Genomic DNA, 20,360 nt, shown 5'->3' with positions numbered 1-20,360 from the left:
CTCAGGCCGGCCGCGGGGTCGCGTTGTCGTCGGTGGTGACCCGGAGCAGACCGTCGACGCGCCAGGTGGCCCGGGGCGCGTTGCTGCCGGTGTCGCGCGGCACCTCGACGACCATGTCGTGGAACTCGTAGTTGATCGCTGCCTCCCGACCGGTGAGGAAGTTCCACATCCGCATGCCGAGGTCGGTCCAGTCGACGATCTCGTCGCTCCCGTTGTCGGGGCGCTGGCTGCTCAGGTTCATCTCGACTCCTTGGTTGACGTGCACGGGTCCTTTCCGTTGAACGTACGAGTATGTCCAAGGTTTGTCAAAGGTTTGCACGGACTAGTTCGGTGCACATCTCCGCCGACCACGCGGGGAAAGGCCACCGCCACGTATGCTTTGCGGAAGAGTTGTCCAAGGTTGGAGCAAGCATGAGCATCTCCGGTGTGGCTTCTGCTCGCTCCGCGGCGATCGGCTGAGCGGGGCCCGTGTACACGATCAAGCGCGCTGCAGAGCAGCTCGGCGTCAGCGAGTCGACCCTGCGCGCATGGGAGCGGCGCTACGGGGTCGGCGCCACGCAGCGCACGGAGTCCGGCTACCGCCTGTACGACGGACGCGACCTGCATGCGCTGGGCCTGATGCGCGCGCTCATCGACGACGGGTGGCCGGCGCAGGCCGCCGCCGACGAGATGCGTCGCCGGATGGCGTCCGAGGCCCCTCGCCCGACTACCGTCGAGCCCGACGGCGCCGACACCGACGCCACGGCGGCGCTGATCCGCACCGCTGCAGCGCTGGACGCCCCGGCACTCGGCGCACTCCTCGACCGGCAGTTCGGCTCGGCGTCCTTCGAGGCCGTCGCGGACCGGTGGCTGCTGCCGGCGCTCCATGCCCTGGGGGCGGCCTGGAAGGCCCAGCACGTCAGCGTCGCCGGCGAGCACATGGTCGCCCACGCGATCACCCGTCGCCTCGCAGCCGCCTACGACGCCGCGGGAGACAACCCGATGGGCCCCCGGCTCCTGATCGGCCTGCCTCCGGGCGCCCGGCACGAGCTCGGGCTCCTCGCCTTCGCCACGGCGGCCCGGCGGGCCGGTCTCTCGACGGTCTACCTCGGCGCCGATGTGCCCACCGCGGAGTGGATCACCGCGGCCACCACCGGCGCGTTCGGCGAGGTGGCCTGCGCGGTCCTGGCTGCACCCACCGAGGCCGACGGCGGCTCCGTGCGGGAGGTCGCAGAGGCCCTGCGCGCGGCCAGACCGGACCTGCTCGTGGCCGTCGGCGGCTCGGCGCAGGAGTCGGCGCCGCCCTGGTGCCTCAAGCTCGGGCACCACGTGGGCCCCGGCGCCGCCCTGCTCGCCGGGCGCCTCGCGCCAGGCCGCCCGGCCTGACTCCCCGGCCTGACTCCCCGGCCTGACTCCCCGGCCAGACTCCCCCAACTGATGCCCGCGACCTGATGCCGGCCATGCGGCAGTCACGCCGTGGCGCTACCGTCGTCAGCCAGCACGACCCCGCACTGTCCCGAACGACACAGACCATCGAGAGACGGCCAGGAGGTGATCCGCTCATGTCGGTCCTCATCGCCGGCTGCGGAGACCTCGGCACCGAGGCCGGTCTGCGGTACGCCGCCGCCGGCCACCACGTCACCGGCTGGCGCCGTTCGCCGGAGCGGCTGCCCGCTGCGATCTCCGGCGTCGCTGCGGACCTGCGCACCGACGCACCGACCGTGCCGGCCGACACCGAGGTCCTGGTCGTCGCGCTCGCGGCCGACGGTCATGACGAGGACGCCTACCGCGCGGCGTACCTCGGGGGCACCACGCACGTCCTCGATGCCTTCGACCGTGACGGCGTCACACCGAGGCGGGCGCTCTTCGTCTCCTCGACCGCGGTCTACGGAGCGCTTTCCGGGGAGGTCGACGAGGACTCCCCCACCGAGCCCATCGCCTTCAACGGTCGCGTGATGCTCGAGGCCGAGGAGCTCTTCCTGCAGCGACTGGCCGGCACCGGCACGCTCGCGACGGTGCTCCGCCTCGGCGGCATCTACGGCCCGGGTCGCACGCGCCTGCTCGACCTGGTCCGCGCCGGCGCGGCGACGATCCCGACGCCGGACCGGCGTACCGCCCGGATCCACCGCGACGACGCGGCGACGGCGATCGTCCACCTGACCACGCACGGCACGGCCGAGGGGATCCACCTCGGGGTCGACGACGCGCCCGCGACGTACGGCGAGGTGGTGCGCTGGCTCGCCGCCGCGATGGACGCGCCCACGCCGCAGCAGGCGGAGCGACCCAGCACCCGCGGCGCCGACCGTGCCTGCAGCAACGCCCGCCTCCGGACGACGGGCTGGGCCCCCACCTTCCCGACGTACGCCGAGGGATACTGCGCGATCCTCTCCGGGGTGGGCACGCGGCACCCGTGATCGTCGACGCCTAGGCTCGGCGCCATGACCTTCACCGGCTTCCCGACCGCCGCCCTCGACTTCTACGACGACCTCGAGGTCGACAACACCAAGTCGTTCTGGGAGGCGCACAAGGCGGTCTACAAGGAGGCCGTCGAGGCGCCGATGAAGGCGCTGACCGAAGCGCTCGGCCCCGAGTTCGGCACGGCGAAGGTGTTCCGCCCCTACCGCGACGTCCGCTTCGCGAAGGACAAGACCCCCTACAAGACCCACCAGGGCGCCTTCGTCGGATCGGCCCCCGCGACCGGCTGGTACGTCGAGCTGTCGGCACGCGGCGTCCGCACGGGCGCCGGCTTCTACGAGGCGAGCGGCGAGCGGATGGCCGCCTTCCGCGAGGCAGTCGCGGACGAGAAGAAGGGCGGGCGCCTGGCCTCGATCGTGAAGGCCCTCGAGGCCGACGGCTTTGAGATCGGCGGCGAGACCCTCAAGACCGCGCCGCGCGGCTACGACAAGGAGCACCCACGGATCGAGCTGCTGCGGCACAAGCAGCTCTTCGCCGGCCGGATGATCGGCTTCGAGCCCGTCATCCACACCGCCGAGCTGGTCGACGTCGTCCGCGACGACTGGCGCCGGGTGCGCCCGCTCGTCGACTGGCTCGCCGCACTCTGAGCCCTGCCCGACGGCCGACGGATGGCAGGTCGGGGGTCCCCCTTCCGCAGGGCGGTGACGAACACCGCGGGCCACGTCACACCCGCACGCGATGTCCGTTCTCGCGCCGTTCACCCCACGGCCCCCGATCGGTGCGACGCTGGCCCCATGGCCAAGAACCACGCCTTCCTGCTCGTGGGCCCCACGATCCCCCGGGCCGACGAGCTCCACGACGTGCTGCTGCGCGAGGGCACACTCCTCGCGGACGCGGCACTGACCACCCCCGACGTCACCCAGGCGGACCTCTACCGCTCCGCCGTCGAGGTGCTGCGCACGCACAAGGACGAGGGCCTCAAGCGCAAGGACGTCGAGGGCAGCTTCGCCCGCGTCGTACGCCGCGCGGAGAAGCGCAAGGCCGCCGTCCTCTTCGGCAGCGACGCGTACGCCGGCGCCGACGAGGCCCAGCGCGCGCTCCTTCTCGATGCCATGAGCGGCTTCCGCACGCACGTGGTGATCACGGCCGAGCGGGGCGCGCCGGGCCTCGACGACCTGATCGACGGCTGGGCCGCCCAGCTCAAGCCGAGCCGCGTCCACGTCCTCACCCTCGAGGAGGGCGAGCCGCTCGAGGGACTGCTCGCGCGCGTGGTCGAGCTGGCGCGGGTCACCCGCGAGGCCGACCTCGAGAAGCGGATCGTGAAGCTGAAGAAGAAGCGCTCGGCGCTCATGGAGCAGCTCGAGGAGATCCGCTCAGCGGATCAGTGAGGCTGCCAGGCGTCCTCGTCGGCGGTGCGACTCGTGACCTCCTCGGGCAGGTCACGACCGGCGAGCGAGGCGATGGTGACCTTCTCGAAGACGTCACGCAGGGACGAGCGGGCGGCGATCCAGACGTGCTGCAGCACGTCGGCCTTGTCGTTGTAGGTGACCGCCTCCGGGCGCAGGCCGTAGACCGAGACGAGCGGGCCGTCGACGGCGCGGATCACGTCGGCGATGGTGACCGTCGAGGCGTCGCGCGCGAGGCGCCAGCCGCCGGACTGGCCTCGCTGGGACACGACGATGTCGGCTCGGCGCATGTCCGCGAGGATCGCCTGGAGGAAGCCGTGCGGGATCTCCTGGAGTCGGCCGAGCTCCTCGGCGGACACCGGCCGGGCGTCGTCGCGCGAGGCGATCTCGATGAGCGCACGCAGGGCGTAGTCGGACTTGGCGGAGACTCGCATGCGGGCATTGTCGCAGCAATCGCTCGACTTTGTGCGAACCGAAGGTGGCCCAGATCATGCACCCCCGGATCTTGCACGGCGTGACACGGCGTTGCATCATTTTGTTACTGGCGAGTAATCAATCGCCCACTTCCCAATCTCCACCACGCGAAGGCGGATCAGTGAGCCACTACAAGAGCAACCTGCGTGACCTCGAGTTCAACCTCTTCGAGGTCTTCAACGTCCAGGACTACATCGACGCCGAGGCGTTCGGCGGCTTCGACGTCGAGACCGCCCGCGAGACGCTCAAGGAGGTCGAGCGCCTCTCCCGCGAGGACCTGGCCGCTTCCTTCGTCGACTCCGACCGCAACCCGCCGGTCTTCGACCCCAAGACCAACACCGCGCCGGTGCCCGCGTCGTTCAAGAAGTCCTACGACGCCTACATGGAGTCGGGCTTCTGGGCCGTCGGCCTGCCCGAGGAGATCGGCTGCCAGCCGGCTCCGGCCGCCCTCGTGTGGTCGCTCGCCGAGATGGTCCTCGGCGCGCACGCCCCGATCTACATGTTCGCCGCCGGCCCGTTCTTCGCCTCGGTCGTCTACCACAACGCCAACGGCGTCGAGCGTGACGTGAAGATCGCCAAGCACATGGTCGAGCGCCAGTGGGGCGCCACCATGGTCCTCACCGAGCCCGACGCGGGCTCCGACGTCGGCGCCGGCAAGACCTACGCCGAGCAGAACGAGGACGGCACCTGGAACGTCTACGGCGTCAAGCGCTTCATCACCAACGGTGAGTCGGACCTGCAGGAGAACATCATGCACCTCGTGCTCGCGCGTCCGCGCGGCATCGAGGGCATCGGTGGCCCGGGCACCAAGGGCCTCTCCCTCTTCCTCGTCCCGAAGTTCCACTTCGACCTCGAGACCGGTGAGCTGACCGGCGAGCGCAACGGCGCCTACGTCACCAACGTCGAGCACAAGATGGGCATCAAGTCGTCCAACACCTGTGAGGTCACCTTCGGCGACCCGCAGATCGGCGGCGGCGAGAAGGCCGTCGGCTACCTCCTCGGCGAGGTCCACGACGGCATCCGCCAGATGTTCGACGTCATCGAGAACGCCCGCATGCTCGTCGGCACGAAGGCCATCGGCACGCTCTCGACCGGCTACCTCAACGCCCTCGAGTACGCCAAGCAGCGCGTGCAGGGCCCGGACCTCTCGCAGGCCGCCGACAAGAACGCCCCCAAGGTCACCATCACGCACCACCCCGACGTCCGTCGCTCGCTCATGACGCAGAAGGCGTACGCCGAGGCCATGCGCGCGCTGTACGTCTACACGGCGTACTGGAAGGACCAGGTCCTCATCGGTGGCGAGAACGCCGAGCTGGCCGCCAAGGTCAACGACCTGCTCCTGCCGATCGTCAAGGGCTACGGCTCGGAGAAGGCCTGGACGCTGCTCGGCACCGAGTCGCTCCAGACCCTCGGTGGCTCCGGCTTCCTGCAGGAGTACCCGATCGAGCAGTACATCCGTGACGCCAAGATCGACACCCTCTACGAGGGCACCACGGCGATCCAGGGCATGGACTTCTTCTTCCGCAAGATCGTCAAGGACCAGGGCGTCGCGCTCGGCCACATCCAGGCCGAGATCCAGGCCACGATCGACAACGGCTCCGAGGAGCTCAAGGTCGAGCGCGAGCTGCTCGGCACCGCCCTGGCCCAGGCCGGCGAGCTCGTGACCCTCTCGGTCAACGACCTGATGAACGCGATGAACGAGATCAAGTCGATCTACAAGGTCGGCCTGAACACCACCCGCGTCCTGATGGCCCTCGGCGACGTCGTCTGCGCCTGGCTGCTGGTCCGCCAGGCCGAGGTCGCGCTCAACGCCCTCGCCGCCGGCGCCTCGGAGAAGGACAAGGCGTTCTACGAGGGCAAGGTCGCCGCTGCGAAGTTCTTCGCCGCGCAGGTCCTGCCGAAGATCGCCTCCGAGCTCGAGATCGCCAAGGCGACCACGCTCGACATCATGGAGCTGTCCGAGGACGCCTTCTGATCCACGGGTGAACGCCTGACCCGCCCCGGGTCGCGCGGACCCCGGCACGACGCCCCGGCTGCTCCTGGCAGCCGGGGCGTCACGCATTTCCGCACGGCCTGCGTGCGGGGGTTCTGCCACGGGGGCCCGGCACCCGGGCGCATGATGAGCGCATGGGGACCCCCGTCGTACGCCGCACCGCGGCCGCGTTCCTGGCCACCGCCCTGCTCGGCACCGGCCTCGCGGCCTGCTCCGACGACGCGGACGGGACCGCTTCCGGCCCACCCACCGACCTGTCCCGGGCGGCATCCACGCCGCAGGCGGACACCGTCTACCCCCGGTTCGGCAACGCCGGGATCGACGCGCGCTCGTACCAGCTCGACGTCACGTGGGACCCCGACGAGCGCCAGCTCACCGGTGTCGAGACGCTCACCTTCCGCCCGACCGCCAACCTGAAGCGGGTCGTGCTCGACTTCGGCAGCGGACTGCACGTCAACCGCGCGGAGATCGACGGTGCCTCGGTCCCCGACGACCACGAGGACGACAAGCTGATCCTCACCGCACGCGTCGACAAGGGTGTCGACGCCGTGCTCCGCCTCGAGTACTCCGGCAGCCCGGCCGCCGTCGACGCACCGACCGAGCGTGGAACGCTGCCGTACCTGGGGTGGAACCCGGCGAGCAACGGCGAGGTCACCTCGATCCAGCAGCCCTACGGGGCATTCACGTGGATGGCGGTCAACGACACCCCGTCCGACAAGGCGTTCCACGACGTCACCCTGCGGGTCCCGAAGGGCTGGGTGGGCATCTCCAACGGTGCGCTCACCTCGCGGTCGACCGCGGGGAGCCAGACCACCACCTCCTGGCACGGCAGCGCCCCGGCCGCCCCTTCGGCCATGACCGTGGCGATCGGGCCCTACGCGTCGACGACGGCGAAGACCGCGTCGGGCACGCCGGTCACGACCTGGGTGCACGAGGGCGACGAGATCTCGGCCGGCGCGCTCACGGTGCTGCCCTCGCTCGTGGACTGGCTGGAGAAGCAGCTCGGCCCGTATCCGTTCGCGACCGTCGGAGCCGTCGTCATCCCGGGTGAGGCCGGGTCGGACACGCAGGAGACCCTCATCGTCCCGACGAGCGCCGACAGCCGCTCCGCGCCTGCCCTGGTCGACCAGCTCGCCCACCAGTGGTGGGGCAACGAGGTCACCCCGGCGGACTGGCACGACCTGTGGATCGCCGAGGGCGTCCCGTGGCTGGTCGCGGACGGCGACTGGCGCGTCGCCCGGACGGACACCCCGTGGGACTACATCACCTCGAGCTGGCGCGAGGCCGACGGGCTCAACCGTCGCCACTCGGGCGGCCCGACCCGCTTCGCCCCGACCAGCTTCGGCCCGGCCAGCGTCGAGTACGGGAGCGCGCTGATGTGGCAGAACCTCCGCGCCCAGGTCGGCGACGAGGAGTTCGCGAAGGTCCTGAAGGGCCTTCCGAAGGCGTTCGCCGACCGCAGCGTCACCCGCGCCGACGTCCTCCAGTGGGTGCGCCGGCAGACCGGCGTCGACATGACCGCATCGGCGGCCGCGTGGCTCGACGGCGCGACGACACCGAAGGGCTGACGCAGCCTCAGAGGGGCACTCCCTGGATGTCGCTGCGCGGGCGACAGTGGTACTTCACGGCGTTGACCGCGTCGTCGCGCTCCGCGGCGGTCGTGGTCGAGACGTAGATGAACCACGCGGCACCGTCGGGACCCTGCCAGTAGCGACCGAACCGCCACCGGGGCGAGCTGTCGGTGGCGTTCGACGAGAACTGCCATCCGTCGGACCACGCCCAGGACTTGTCGGGGTCCTTGATCGCCGAGAGGAGGTAGCTGCGCGCGGCGCTGACGCTCGTGGCGCGATCGACGTAGATCGTGGTCGAGAGCCCCGACACGTGACAGCCCCACGAGTCGTCGTTGGGGACGCGGGGGTCATTGGGCGTCGCGTGGTAGCAGCTGCCGACGTTGTCGACCATCCAGGTCGCGCCCGCGACGCCGGTGGGCCAGCCACAGTCACCGAGCGTGACCGCAGTCGAGCCGTTCCAGCAGCGGTAGCGGTCGACGGGCGCTGCCGCACCGGTCGGCACCGACCGTGCACCACCCCCGGAGCCGCCGGCCGAGCCGGCCACCTCCACGTCGCCCACCACCGGAGCCGGCCCGGCGATGCTGCCGGCGACGTCACGGGCGGCGCCCCCCTCGTGGCGCGTGTGCGTGGCCGGTACCGGGCTCAGCGTCCGGCGCGGCTGCAGCGTGACCGTCCGACCACCGAGGTCGACCCGGGTGGCACCCGCGGCCAGCTGCGGGTCGTCCTCGACGAACGAGCGCACGGCCAGCCCGCCTGCGACAGCGGCGAGGAGGCTCACCGTGGCGACGGCCGGCAGCAGCCAGTGGCGGCGCAGGACGGCCGCGCGGCGCGGGACCGTGCGCGGCGCGGTGGCGGGCGTCGTCGCCACCGGCCGGATGACGGTGGCGTCGGCCAGCCGGATCGCGCCGGGCGCGATCGCAGCGAGACCGCGCAGGTCGGCCGCCATCGCGGCCGCGGACGGGTAGCGGTCCTGAGGGTGCTTGGCGAGCGCCTTCACGAGCACGGCGTTGGCCCGCCTGACGAACGCCGACCGGCCCGGCAGCTGCGGCACCGGGCCCTCGATGTGGCCCATCATCACCTCGCCGTCGCTGCCGACGTAGGGCGCGCTGCCGGTCAGGGCGAACCAGAGCACGCACCCCGCGGAGTACACGTCGCCCACCTCACCCGGCTCGGTGCCGTAGTGGCGCTCGGGCGCCATCCACGGCAGGGACCCGATGACCTGACCGGTGCGGGTGAGGCCCTGCCCTGCCATCGTGGCGATGCCGAAGTCGCAGAGGTAGGCCTGCACCCCCTCCCCGCGGCGGCGGAGCAGGACGTTGGCCGGCTTCACGTCGCGGTGGACGACGCCCGCCTGGTGCGCCTCCTCGAGGCCGGAGAGCACCTGCTGGGTGAGGTCGACCGCGAGCGCCGGCGCCAGGGGACCGGCAGCGGCGACCTGTGCCGCCAGGTCGCCGCCCTCGACGTACTGGGTGCAGAGGAAGAGGACGCCGTCGTGCTCCCCGTAGTCGTAGACCCGGACCACGTGCGAGGACTCCAGCCGCGCCTGCGCCTCCGCCTCCCGCGCGAAGCGGCTCCGGAACTCCGGGTCGGCCGCATGGCGCGGCAGCACCAGCTTGAGCGCCACCTTGCGGTTGAGCTGCTCGTCGTGCGCGACGTGGACGACACCCATCCCACCCTCGCCGAGCAGCTCCAGCAGGCGGTAGCGGCCAAAGGTCTCACCAACGACGGGAAGTCGCCCCATGTCATGTCCCCCGAGATCGTGACGGTGTCGCCAGTATGGACGATCGTGAGACGCCGGGCACACGGAGCGGCTGGACGACCCGACCGTCGCGCACCGGCGCTTAGGGTGAGCGCGTGGCCGACCGACTCACCGCTCCCGACCTGATCGACCAGCTCCTCGACGACGGCTCCTGGACCAGCTGGGACGCCGCGCCCGACCGCGGCGGCCTCGACCCGGCGTACGTCGCGGAGCTGGAGCGCGCGGAGCAGAAGTCCGGCCTCGACGAGTCGATCCTGACCGGCCGGGGCACCCTGGACGGCCAGCCCGTCGCGGTCATCGCCGGCGAGTTCTCCTTCCTTGCGGGCTCTGTCGGCCGCGCTGCCTCCGACCGCCTCGTCGCCGGCATCGAGCGGGCGACGGCCGAGGGCCTGCCCCTGGTCGGCCTGACCTGCTCCGGCGGCACCCGGATGCAGGAGGGCACGCCGGCGTTCGTGCAGATGGTGCGGATCGGTGCGGCGATCGCCGCCCACCGCGCTGCCGGCCTGGCCTACGTCGCCTACCTCCGCAACCCCACGACCGGCGGCGTCATGGCCACCTGGGGCTCCCTCGGCCAGATCACGTACGCCGAGCCCGGCGCGCTCGCCGGCTTCCTCGGCCCCCGCGTCTACTCGGCGCTCTACGGCGAGGAGTTCCCGCCCGGGGTCCAGGTCGCCGAGCACCTCGCCGAGGTGGGCGTCATCGACGGCGTCGTCGCGCCGCACGACCTGCGCGACCGGCTGGCGACGGTGCTGCGCGCCCTGACCCGCGACGGCGAGGCGGCTCCTTCCGACGCCGGCACCGTTCCCGCGACGCTGGACACCTGGGACGCCGTCACGCGCACACGGCGAGCGGAGCGCCCCGGCGTCCGCGACCTGCTGGCCGCGCAGGCGACCGACGTCGTCGAGCTCTCCGGCACGCAGGCCGGCGAGTCCGCGTCCGCGCTGCTCCTCGCGATCGCGCGCATCGGCGGCCAGCCGTGCGTCGTGGTCGGCCAGGACCGCGCAGCCGAGGCGGAGGGGCACAAGCTCGGGCCGGCGGCCCTGCGCGTCGCCCGGCGCGGCTTCGCGCTCGCGGCCGAGCTCCGGATCCCCGTCCTCACCGTCATCGACACCCGTGGCGGGGAGCTCTCGGCCGCGGCCGAGGAGGGCGCCATGGCCGGCGAGATCGCACGCTGCCTCGGCGACCTGGTCACCTGCGGCGCCCCGACGCTGGGCCTGATGCTCGGCGAGGGCAACGGCGGCGCGGCGCTCGCGTTCCTCCCGGCCGACCGGATCGTGGCAGCCCAGCACGCCTGGCTCTCGCCGCTCCCGCCCGAGGGTGCTTCGGCGATCGTCCACCGCGACACCGACCACGCGGCCGAGATGGCCGAGGCCCAGCAGGTGCTGGCCGTCGGCCTCGCCGGGCGCGGTGTCGTCGACCGCGTCGTGGCGGAGGTGCCCGACGCAGCGGACGAGTCCCCGGCGTTCCTCGCGCGGCTGGGCGGTGTGCTCGCCGAGGAGCTGTCGCGGCTGCACGCGGCGGGCGCCGGCACGGCCTCCGCCCGTTCGCAGCGCTACGCCTTCTGATTCCGCGAAAGAAATCCGCACTCCCGAGTTAGCACCCTCGGGCACCGGGTACTGCGCCGCTGGCGTCAGCCACACCGGACCCGCGGCGGGGCCCCGCACACGTCACGCACGGTGCCCGACCCCTCCGCTGGATCCGGCGACGGTCCCGATCCTCAACCGGTGCGGGCCCGTCGCCGGATCCGCCCCAGGGACGCCGGCCCCGCACCAGGGGCCGGCGTCCAGCGCGTCAGAGACCGAGACCGGACGGGTCCTGGGAGTACGCCGCGATCCGGGCCAGGAACATCGACGCGGTCGCGCCGTCGATGAAGCGGTGGTCCACCGAGAGCGAGAAGGTCACCACGTCACGGATCGCGATCGCCTCGGAGCCGTCCCGGGTGGTGATCACCCACGGCTTGCGGCGGATGGCGCCGACGGCCAGGATCGCCGACTCCCCCGGGTTGATGATCGGGGTGCCCGAGTCGACCTTGAGCACACCGATGTTCGTGATCGTGAACGTGCCGCCGGTCTGGTCGGCCGGCTGCGCCTTGCCCTCCCGGGAGATCTCGGTCAGTGCCTCGATCGCCCGCGCGAGCTCGGGACCGTTGAGGTCCGCGGCGTCCTTGATGTTCGGCACGATCAGGCCACGCGGCGTCGCGGCGGCGATGCCGAGGTTGACGTAGCGCCGGAAGGTGACTGCCTCGCCATCCCAGCGCGCATTGAGCTCGGGGTGGTCGCGCAGGGCCAGGATGCACGCGCGGGCGATGAGCAGCAGGGCGGTGACCCGGATGCCGGCGTAGCGCGGGTCCGTACGCAGCTCGCGGACGAGGTCGACCGCGTGGGTCGTGTCGATCTCGACCGTCAGCGTCACATGGGGAGCGGAGAACGCCGAGTCGACCATGGCCTGCGCCATCAGCCTGCGGACACCCTTGACCGGCTCGCGGTACTCGCGGTCCTTCAGCGGCGGCAGCTCGGGAGCCGGAGCCGACGTCGCTGCAGCCGTCAGGTCCGCCAGGGAGATCACCCCGTCGGCGCGCGAGGCGCGGACCTGGTTGAGGTCGATGCCGAGCTCGCGCGCACGCAGGCGCACCGGGGGCGGCGCGAGCGGGCGGGCCGCCGGCGAGGCCGGCGCCATCGGGGCGCGGTGGCCGGGCGCGAGGACGCCGCCCTGCACGGGGCCGCCGCGCCGCCGCCGGGAGACCGTCTCGCGCGGGCCGTAGCCGACCAGGGTCCGTGGACCATCCGACTCGGTACCGAGGTCCGCGCCGACCTCGCCCGTGCTCGCGACGACATCGGCGGTGTGCGCGGGAGCGGCGCCGGCCGGAGCGCCCGGATCGCCGATACGGATGAGCGGGGTGCCCACGGTGACCGTCTGCCCGACCTCGACCAGGAGCTCGTGCACCTCCCCCGCGAACGGCGAGGGCAGCTCGACGACCGACTTGGCGGTCTCGATCTCGAGCAGCACCTGGTTGACCGTCACCGTGTCGCCCACGGCGACGTGCCAGCTGACGATCTCGGCCTCGGTCAGTCCCTCGCCGACGTCGGGGAGGAGGTAGTCCGCCATCAGAACCCCACTGCCCGGTCGACGGCGTCCAGGACGCGGTCCACGGTGGGGAGCCACTCGTGCTCGACCCGCGAGAGCGGGTAGGGGGTGTCGTAGCCGCAGACGCGCAGCACCGGGGCCTCGAGCGAGAAGAAGCACTGCTCGGTGATCGCCGCCGCCACCTCGGCCCCCACGCCGAACGACACATGCGCCTCGTGGACGACGACCGCGCGACCGGTGCGGCGTACCGACTCGGCGACCGGGCCGAGGTCGAGCGGCGAGATGGTGCGGAGGTCGACGACCTCCAGCGAGCGTCCCTCCTCCGCGGCCTGGTCGGCGGCGGCGAGGCAGGTCTGCACCGTGGGGCCGTAGGCGATCAGCGTGGCGTCCGTGCCGGAGCGGACCACCCGCGAGGCGAAGAGCGGACCGGGCTCCAGCGCCGGATCGAGCTCGGCCCTGGTCGAGTGGTAGAGCCGCTTCGGCTCGAGGAAGACCACCGGGTCGTCGTGGGCGATCGCCTGCTGGAGCATCCAGTAGCCGTCGACCGGGTTGGAGCAGGTCACCACCTTCAGGCCGGGTGTGTGCGCGAACTGCGCCTCCGGTGACTCGCTGTGGTGCTCGACCGCGCCGATGCCGCCGCCGTACGGGATCCGGATGACGATCGGCAGCGCCCGCTGCCCGCCGGAGCGGGTGCGCAGCTTCGCGACCTGGCAGACGATCTGGTCGTACGCCGGGTAGACGAACCCGTCGAACTGGATCTCCACGACAGGTCGGTAGCCGCGGAGCGCCAGGCCCACCGCCGTGCCGACGATGCCGGACTCGGCGAGCGGGGTGTCGAGGACCCGCTGCTCGCCGAAGTCCTTCTGCAGCCCTTCGGTGATCCGGAAGACGCCACCCAGGCGTCCGATGTCCTCGCCGAGCAGCACGACCTTGCCGTCTTGCTCCATCGCCCGTCGCAGGCCGGCGTTGAGCGCCTTGGCCAGGGTCAGCGTGGTCATCGCGCCACCTCCGTCCCGTCGAGGAGCGCGGCCACCTCGGCCCGCTGCGCGGCGAGGGTCGGGGTGATCTCCGCATAGGTCGCGTCGAAGGAGACCAGCGGGGACGGGTCCGGCAGGGCATGGCAGCGGGCGCGGACGTCCGCGCCGAGCTCGTCCGCCTCCGCCTCCAGGGCGGCGAACCACGCGTCGTCGGCCCCACCCGTCGTGCGCAGGTACCGGGCGAGCCGGTCGATCGGGTCGCGACGGCGCCACACCTCGAGGTCGTCGTCGGTGCGGTAGCGGGTGGGGTCGTCGGTGGTCGTGTGCGCACCCATCCGGTAGGTCACCGCCTCGACCAGCACCGGCCCCTGGCCGGTGCGGGCGTGCTCGAGCGCGCGCTGGACCACGGCGTACGTCGCGAGCACGTCGTTGCCGTCGACGCGGTAGCCGGGGAACCCGAAACCCGCGGCGCGCTGCACCAACGGGATCCGGGACTGGCGGGTCACCGGCTCCGAGATCGCCCAGTGGTTGTTCTGGAGGAAGAAGACGACCGGCACGTGGTAGGACGCCGCGAAGACCATCGCCTCGTTCACATCGCCCTGCGAGGTCGCCCCGTCGCCGAAGCAGGCCAGGACCGCGGTGTCGCGCGAGGCGTCGCCCGTGCCCACGGCACCGTCGTGCAGGGCGCCGAGGGCGTAGCCCACCGCGTGCAGGGTGTGGGCGCCGATGACGATCGTGACGGGCGCGTAGCGCTTCTCCTCGGGATCCCAGCCGACGTGGTCGGTCCCCCGGAAGACGCCGAGGAGGTCGACCGGGTCGATCCGCCGGCACCAGGCGATGCCGTGGTCGCGGTAGGTCGGAAAGACGTAGTCGCCCGGCGCGAGGGCCCGGCCGGCGCCGATCTGCGCAGCCTCCTGCCCCAGGCTGGACGGCCACAGGCCGAGCTCGCCGTGCCGCTGGAGCGCCGTGGCCTCGACGTCGAACCGTCGCACAAGCGTCATGTCGCGCAGCAGCGCCCTGAGGACGCCGGGCTCGTCGCCGTAGGTGTCGAGCAGGGACGGGTCGGGCGAGAAGGCGACGTCGGGGTGCTCGACCCGGACTCCGTCGGCGGTGAGCAGCTGGATCAGGTCAGACACGGTGACTCCCTCGGGTCTGCCGCGGCCGGGATCACCGACCGCGGTCGTTCGTGGCCGGAACAAGGGTGTGACCCAGGCCACGGGTCAACGGTACCCAGCAGACGAGCGACTCCGCAGGCTGATCGGAGGGTGGGCTGCGGAGGTGTCGTCCGACCCGAGGGACGGGATCGTCCGGTCGGCACTGGGGTACCCCGGGGCCTGCGACCACCGGGTGGGGTCAGGGGTTCGACCCCAGTGCGGCCCGAGGGTAGGGCGACACAGGATCGAGGCGCTGGACATGTCGTCGCTGGGAGCCATGGGGCTCCTCTCGGATCGGCGCGTCTGGCTCCTTCGCCGTCCTCCACCGAGGGCGCGCGGGAGCCCGCTTCTCAGTCCAGGTCACCGCTGCTCGGGCGCCGGCGATCGCATCTTCTTGGGGGAAGATCGTGAGCACCACCTCTCCTCGCGCGGGCAGCAGCTCCGCGCGGCCCGTCGTACGCCTGTTCCGGGCGGTCCTCGCGATGGCGATGGGCTTCCTGACAGTGCCGTTCCTGACGCTCGTCCCGGCGTACGCCGACGACCCGGCCACGACGTCGACGGCGGTCGTCTCGACGGAGGTGGTGGACCCGCCCCCGGATACATCCACGGACCAGCCGCCGACGGACACGTCGGCGGCTCCCGAGCCTGCCCCCGCGGCACAGGAGGCGCCAGCCCCCGAGTCGCCGGCACCTGACACGTCCTCGCCCGACCCGGCAGCCACCACCGACACGTCCACGACGGACACCAGCGGCTCCGGGGACACCAGCGGTTCCGGTGGTTCCGGCAAGGGCGGCTCGGGCGCCACGACGGCGCTGAAGCTCTCCCCCCAGGCGAGCCCGACTCCTGCAGCAGACTGCTCGGTCACGGACTTCGACCAGAACACCCAGGAGGACAGCAGCGGAAGCTGGATCAACGGCGCCCTCAACCAGAACAACAGCAACTACGCCGAGGGCGACTTCGTGCCGCAGAAGGTGGAGCTCGGTGGCCTGGTGCCCGGCACCTACACGCTCGGGTTCACCTTCGACCGCACCAAGAATGGCAAGTACGCCTACGACTACGTCGCCGACCTCGCCATCACCGGCAGCGCCGGCGCGAGCGTCTCGTGGTCGAGCCCGGTCGCCGACTTCGACGGCCCCGCCCCCACCAACAGCCCCGGTGGCACGTACACGGTGGCGGTCACCATCGAGTTCACCATCACCGACGCCAGCGACCCGACGGCGACGCTCCGCTGGAGCGGCCACGTCGCCTCCGAGCTCGACTACGGCCCCGGCACGGGCGCCGGGTCGATCAGCGGTGCGCCGTACCACTTCTCCCTCACCAGCACGACGGGCGACTTCGGCTGCGACGCCGGCAACCGCGACAACCAGCTGATGGCGGACGCCGTCGACGCCGGCACGATCACGGTCGTCAAGGACGCCCAGCCGGACTCCTCGCAGCCCTTCCACTTCGGCATCACCGCGCCGAACAGCCTCGACACCACCTTCGACCTGGTCGACGACGGAGGCACCGCCAACACGGTGACCTACCGGGTGCCGCCGGGCACGACCACCGTCAGCGAGCTCGCCATCCCCGACGGGTGGACCCTCACCGACATCACCTGCTCGAAGGCGGCCACCGAGACGGCCACCTCCGCCAGCGTCTCGATCGCGGACGACGAGGCGGTGACCTGCACCTTCACCAACAGCCGCACCTCGACGATCGAGGTCGACAAGTACTGGGTGATCAACGGCGGCACCCCGGTCCAGGAGGGCAGCGAGCCCGCGGTCCTCGGCCTCGGCGCCCAGCTCACCATCGACGGCGCCGACAAGCCCTGGGACACCGCGATCGGCGGCTACCTGCACGGCACGAGCGTGTCGCTCGGCGAGAGCGTCACCTTCAGCAACGACCTCTGTGACTGGGCGGGCACCACCCACGGCCACGTCACCGAGGTCAACGGCACCGCCACGGACGCCGCGCTGCCCGACAGCGTCGCGCTCGGCAGCGGAGCCAACCACGCCACCATCACCAACGAGGTCACCTGTGCCGGTGAGCTCGTGCTGAAGAAGGTCGTGGACAACTCGAACGGCGGCACCGCCGTACCGGGCGACTTCACACTCGTCGCATCCCCCGCCGGCGGCGGTGCCGACCTGACCACCCCGGGCTCGACTGCCGGACACTCCCTGACGGTCACGGCGGGCACGTCGTACGACCTGTCGGAGACCGGCGGCCCGTCCGGATACGACCTGAGCGGCATCGACTGCGGTGCCGGACCGGTCACGAGCGTGCAGGTGCCTGCGGGCGAGACGCGCACCTGCACGTTCACCAACCACGACAACCCCGGCAGCCTGACGCTGGTCAAGGTCGTGGACCACAACGACACCGGCGACACCACGCCGGCCACCGCGTGGACCCTGAGCGCGACGCCTGACGGCATCGCCGGCCAGTCCACGATCAGCGGCACGACGGGTGTCTCGGGCGCCACGAAGGCCGGCACGTACGACCTGTCCGAGAGCGGTCCGGCCACGCACACCGCCGGCCTGTGGACCTGTGCCGACAGCGGCGGCTCCGTGGCCGTGACCGACGGCTCGGTCACCGTTGCGCCCGATGACGACGTCACCTGCACGATCACCAACACCGCGATCGCCCCGCAGCTGACCCTCGTCAAGATCGTCGACCCGCTCGACACCGGCGACCTGACCCAGCCCAGCGCGTTCACGCTGACCGCGACGCCCGACGGCATCGACGGGCAGGACCCGGTGAGCGGCCCCGGCCCGTCGGTCAGCGCGACCGTCAAGGTGGGCACCTACGACCTCTCCGAGTCGGGCCCGGTGGGCTACGACCCGAGCGAGGCCGGCTGGTCCTGCGTCGACCAGAACCAGGACCCGGTGTCCGTCACCGCTGACGCCGTCACCCTGGCACTGGCCCAGCACGTCACCTGCACCATCACCAACGTCGCCGTCCCGGCGACCGTGGAGGTCGACAAGTACTGGGTGGTCAACGGCGGCGAGCCGATGCTCGACGGCACGCAGCCTGGCTACCTGCAGCTCGGGGCCCAGCTCACCGTCAACGGCGACGACCACTCCTGGAACACCGCCATCGGGGGCTTCCTCCGTGGGGCCCCGGTGACGCTCGACGAGGACGTGACCATCGGCAACGACCTCTGCCGCGAGACGGGAGCGTCCGTGGTCGAGGTCAACGGCTCCGCCGCCGACGAGGCCGTGCCGTTCGCGACGACCGTGCTCGCGGGCGCCAACCACTACACGATCACCAACGAGGTCACCTGCGCCTCGCGGCTGACCCTGGTCAAGGTCGTCGACCACGGCACCACCGGCGACGAGACCGACGCCTCGGCGTTCACGCTCACGGCGACGCCGTCCGGCATCCCGGACGAGCCGACCCTCAGCGGTGCGGGTGGCGCCAGCTCGGCGGTCAGCGCCGGCGACTACGTGCTCAGCGAGGACGGACCGTCGACGTACGCCGCGGACGAAGCAGGCTGGACCTGCTCCGCCGACGAGGACTCCGTGCCGGTGACCGCGTCGACCGTGACGGTGCCGCTGGCCACCTCGGTGACCTGCACGATCACCAACCACGCGATCCCGAGCGAGTGGATGGTCTCCAAGACCTCCGACCCGCCGAGCGGGTCGACGGTCCAGCCCGGTGAGCAGATCGACTACACGGTCACGCTGACGAAGGTGGGCGACGGAGTGCCGGTCGAGGACTTCGACGTCACCGACACCATCACCGGTGTGGAGGACAGCTGGGTCTCCGGCCTCGAGGACGAGGGTGCGAGCATCAGCAACGGCGTGATCACCTGGCCGGTCGCCGAGCTCGGGACCACCCCGCTGACGCTGACCTACACGGTCACCGTCGGGGCGGACGCCTGGAACTCCGAGATCGACAACGTCGTCACGCCGGGACCGGTGCCCTGTGAGGAGACGCTGGGTGCCGACTGCGGCCACACCGAGCACTTCACGCCGCACTACACGCTCGACAAGGCCGTGCAGCTGCTCGCCTCTCCCGGCGACAACGACGGCCTGGCCGAGCCCGGTGAGCACCTCAAGTACACGCTCACGGTCACCAACGACACCGACAACGCGACCGTCGACACGGTCATCACCGACAACGCAGCGGACGTCTTCGCCCACGCGTCGCTGGTGAGCAAGGACGACGCGCTCGACTTCGACGGCTCGACCTTCACCTGGTCGATCGCCGGACTCGAGCCGGGTCACACCGTCGAGGTGTCCTACGTCGTCGAGATCGACCCGGGTGCCTGGGGGGTGAGCCTGCACAACATCGCGACGCCCGTCCCGGACGACGGCGGTGAGTGCGTGCCTCCGGGTGACGTGCCCGGCGGCACCGACGACACCAGCGAGTGCGAGACGACGACGGACACCCCGCAGGTGACCACCATGGTCGTCGAGAAGCGCGACCTGGAGTCGGACGAGGTCCTCGCGGACGCGACGTTCCAGCTGTACGACGCGGGCGCGATCCCCGAGGGCGGCTGCCAGTTCGGCGACCCGGTGGCGGTGCCCGGCGAGGACAAGCTGCTCGGCACGGCGACGACCGACGACATCGGCCAGGCGCTCTTCCAGGACCTGCAGCACGGCTGCTACGTGCTGGTCGAGACGACGGCACCTCCGGGATACGCACTGCCGGCTCACCCGGTGATGGGCATCCAGGTCGACGAGTCCAACTTCGTGGGCGGCGGACAGATGTCCCCGATCGTGGTGACGGACTTCGCCGAGGGCCAGCTGGCGATCGTGGCCAAGCAGCAGTTCGAGTTCCACAACGGCGCCTGGGAGCCGAGTGACGGAGTGGTGGGCTTCGGCGACCGCGTGCGGTACGTCGTCCGGGTCAACGCGACCGGTCCGAAGAACTTCCACAACGTCCTCGTCACCGACTACGTGCCTGGCTACAACCCGGCCGACACGGTCTCGACGGTCAAGGCGACGCTGGTTCCCGACAGCGCGAAGTGCGAGGAGGGGCTGACCTGCACCGTCACGGTCGACCCGGTGACGCAGCTGGTGACCTTCGACGTCGGCGACATCACGCCTCCGGCGGGCGTGACCGAGGGCGGCACCGCGGTCATGGAGGTGCAGTTCCCGGAGAAGCCGGCCGACCTGGTCCTGCAGCCCGGGGAGACCTACACCGCAGCACTGTGGAACCAGGGCTTCCTGGACTGGGACGAGGCGATCGAGCAGACCGCCGCGACCTTCGGCCGGGCTGCCGCAGGTGGCGCCGCCGGACGGCTCAGCTCGGCTGCCATGGTCGACCTCCCGACCGAGCACCACTCGCTGGTCTCCAACGAGGTGATCGTCCGGGCCTCCGTCACGGCCCCGCCGACGAAGACCCACCACGAGCCCGGTGACGTGCCGAAGAAGGCGGAGCTGCCGCAGACCGGCGCACCGGCCGGACTCGGACCGATCGCGGCGATCAGTGGCCTGCTGCTGGCCCTCGGCCTCCGGCTCGGCCTCTCCCGCCGGAAGGAGTGAGGTCACCCACGACGACGGCCCGGGCGGAGACCCTTCCGCCCGGGCCGCCCCCTTCCCCGAGGTCCTACGCTGGTGCC

The 20,360-nt window shown here is 71.8% G+C and carries 14 protein-coding genes; 8 read left to right on the top strand and 6 right to left on the bottom strand.

From position 1 onward, the window contains the following. Position 1: 1 nt before the first annotated feature. Positions 2-241 carry a hypothetical protein gene (locus Q5722_RS08530; RefSeq protein WP_305027789.1) on the bottom strand — a complete coding sequence of 80 codons (240 nt, stop codon included), beginning with the start codon at positions 239-241 and terminating at the stop codon, positions 2-4. A gap of 227 nt (positions 242-468) precedes the next feature. On the opposite strand from Q5722_RS08530, the gene Q5722_RS08525 reads away from it, so the two are divergent. The 4 genes from Q5722_RS08525 (at position 469) to Q5722_RS08510 (ending at position 3,782) form a co-directional block, all read left to right on the top strand. Continuing rightward, positions 469-1,365 carry a MerR family transcriptional regulator gene (locus Q5722_RS08525; RefSeq protein ID WP_305027788.1) on the top strand — a complete coding sequence of 299 codons (897 nt, stop codon included), beginning with the start codon at positions 469-471 and terminating at the stop codon, positions 1,363-1,365. A 176-nt stretch (positions 1,366-1,541) separates the two neighbouring features. Beyond that, positions 1,542-2,393, top strand: coding sequence for an NAD-dependent epimerase/dehydratase family protein (locus tag Q5722_RS08520; protein WP_305027787.1), 852 nt, complete (start codon positions 1,542-1,544; stop codon positions 2,391-2,393). Between the two features lie 24 nt (positions 2,394-2,417). Further along, on the top strand, positions 2,418-3,041 hold the full coding sequence (locus Q5722_RS08515; protein WP_305027786.1) for a DUF2461 domain-containing protein: 624 nt from the start codon (positions 2,418-2,420) through the stop codon (positions 3,039-3,041). Between the two features lie 147 nt (positions 3,042-3,188). Continuing rightward, positions 3,189-3,782 (top strand): hypothetical protein, encoded by a 594-nt coding sequence (locus tag Q5722_RS08510; protein WP_305027785.1) that lies wholly within the window; start codon positions 3,189-3,191, stop codon positions 3,780-3,782. Here the strand turns inward: Q5722_RS08510 and Q5722_RS08505 are convergent. Beyond that, on the bottom strand, positions 3,776-4,234 hold the full coding sequence (locus Q5722_RS08505) for an RrF2 family transcriptional regulator (RefSeq protein ID WP_305027784.1): 459 nt from the start codon (positions 4,232-4,234) through the stop codon (positions 3,776-3,778). The genes Q5722_RS08510 and Q5722_RS08505 overlap by 7 nt on opposite strands. Before the next feature lie 161 nt (positions 4,235-4,395). Here Q5722_RS08505 and Q5722_RS08500 point away from each other — a divergent pair, with 161 nt between their 5' ends. Both Q5722_RS08500 and Q5722_RS08495 read left to right on the top strand, forming a co-directional pair. Next, entirely contained in the window at positions 4,396-6,249 is a 1,854-nt protein-coding gene (locus tag Q5722_RS08500; RefSeq protein ID WP_305027783.1) for an acyl-CoA dehydrogenase, read from the top strand. A 152-nt stretch (positions 6,250-6,401) separates the two neighbouring features. Continuing rightward, positions 6,402-7,835, top strand: a complete 1,434-nt coding sequence (locus Q5722_RS08495; RefSeq protein ID WP_305027782.1) for a M1 family aminopeptidase — start codon at positions 6,402-6,404, stop codon at positions 7,833-7,835. A 7-nt stretch (positions 7,836-7,842) separates the two neighbouring features. Here Q5722_RS08495 and Q5722_RS08490 read toward each other — a convergent pair whose 3' ends face one another. Beyond that, positions 7,843-9,579 carry a serine/threonine-protein kinase gene (locus Q5722_RS08490; RefSeq protein ID WP_305027781.1) on the bottom strand — a complete coding sequence of 579 codons (1,737 nt, stop codon included), beginning with the start codon at positions 9,577-9,579 and terminating at the stop codon, positions 7,843-7,845. 113 nt (positions 9,580-9,692) lie between these two features. On the opposite strand from Q5722_RS08490, the gene Q5722_RS08485 reads away from it, so the two are divergent. Further along, entirely contained in the window at positions 9,693-11,162 is a 1,470-nt protein-coding gene (locus tag Q5722_RS08485) for a carboxyl transferase domain-containing protein (protein ID WP_305027779.1), read from the top strand. A 226-nt stretch (positions 11,163-11,388) separates the two neighbouring features. Here the strand turns inward: Q5722_RS08485 and Q5722_RS08480 are convergent, their stop codons facing one another. From Q5722_RS08480 to Q5722_RS08470, 3 genes are read right to left on the bottom strand one after another with little or no spacing between them, the layout of a single operon-like run. After that, entirely contained in the window at positions 11,389-12,702 is a 1,314-nt protein-coding gene (locus Q5722_RS08480; protein ID WP_305027778.1) for a dihydrolipoamide acetyltransferase family protein, read from the bottom strand. Further along, positions 12,702-13,679 (bottom strand): alpha-ketoacid dehydrogenase subunit beta, encoded by a 978-nt coding sequence (locus Q5722_RS08475; RefSeq protein ID WP_305027777.1) that lies wholly within the window; start codon positions 13,677-13,679, stop codon positions 12,702-12,704. Before Q5722_RS08475 ends, Q5722_RS08480 begins: the two co-directional genes overlap by 1 nt. Continuing rightward, on the bottom strand, positions 13,676-14,794 hold the full coding sequence (locus Q5722_RS08470) for a thiamine pyrophosphate-dependent dehydrogenase E1 component subunit alpha (protein ID WP_305027776.1): 1,119 nt from the start codon (positions 14,792-14,794) through the stop codon (positions 13,676-13,678). The genes Q5722_RS08475 and Q5722_RS08470 overlap by 4 nt, the downstream gene beginning before the upstream one ends. A 425-nt stretch (positions 14,795-15,219) precedes the next feature. Here Q5722_RS08470 and Q5722_RS08465 point away from each other — a divergent pair, with 425 nt between their 5' ends. Beyond that, on the top strand, positions 15,220-20,283 hold the full coding sequence (locus tag Q5722_RS08465; RefSeq protein ID WP_305027775.1) for a SpaA isopeptide-forming pilin-related protein: 5,064 nt from the start codon (positions 15,220-15,222) through the stop codon (positions 20,281-20,283). Positions 20,284-20,360: the final 77 nt, after the last annotated feature.

This window comes from Nocardioides jiangxiensis (assembly GCF_030580915.1).
GTDB lineage: Bacteria > Actinomycetota > Actinomycetes > Propionibacteriales > Nocardioidaceae > Nocardioides > Nocardioides jiangxiensis.
The sequence above is the reverse complement of the archived record's forward strand: the minus strand, read 5'-3'. Positions and strand labels throughout refer to the sequence as shown.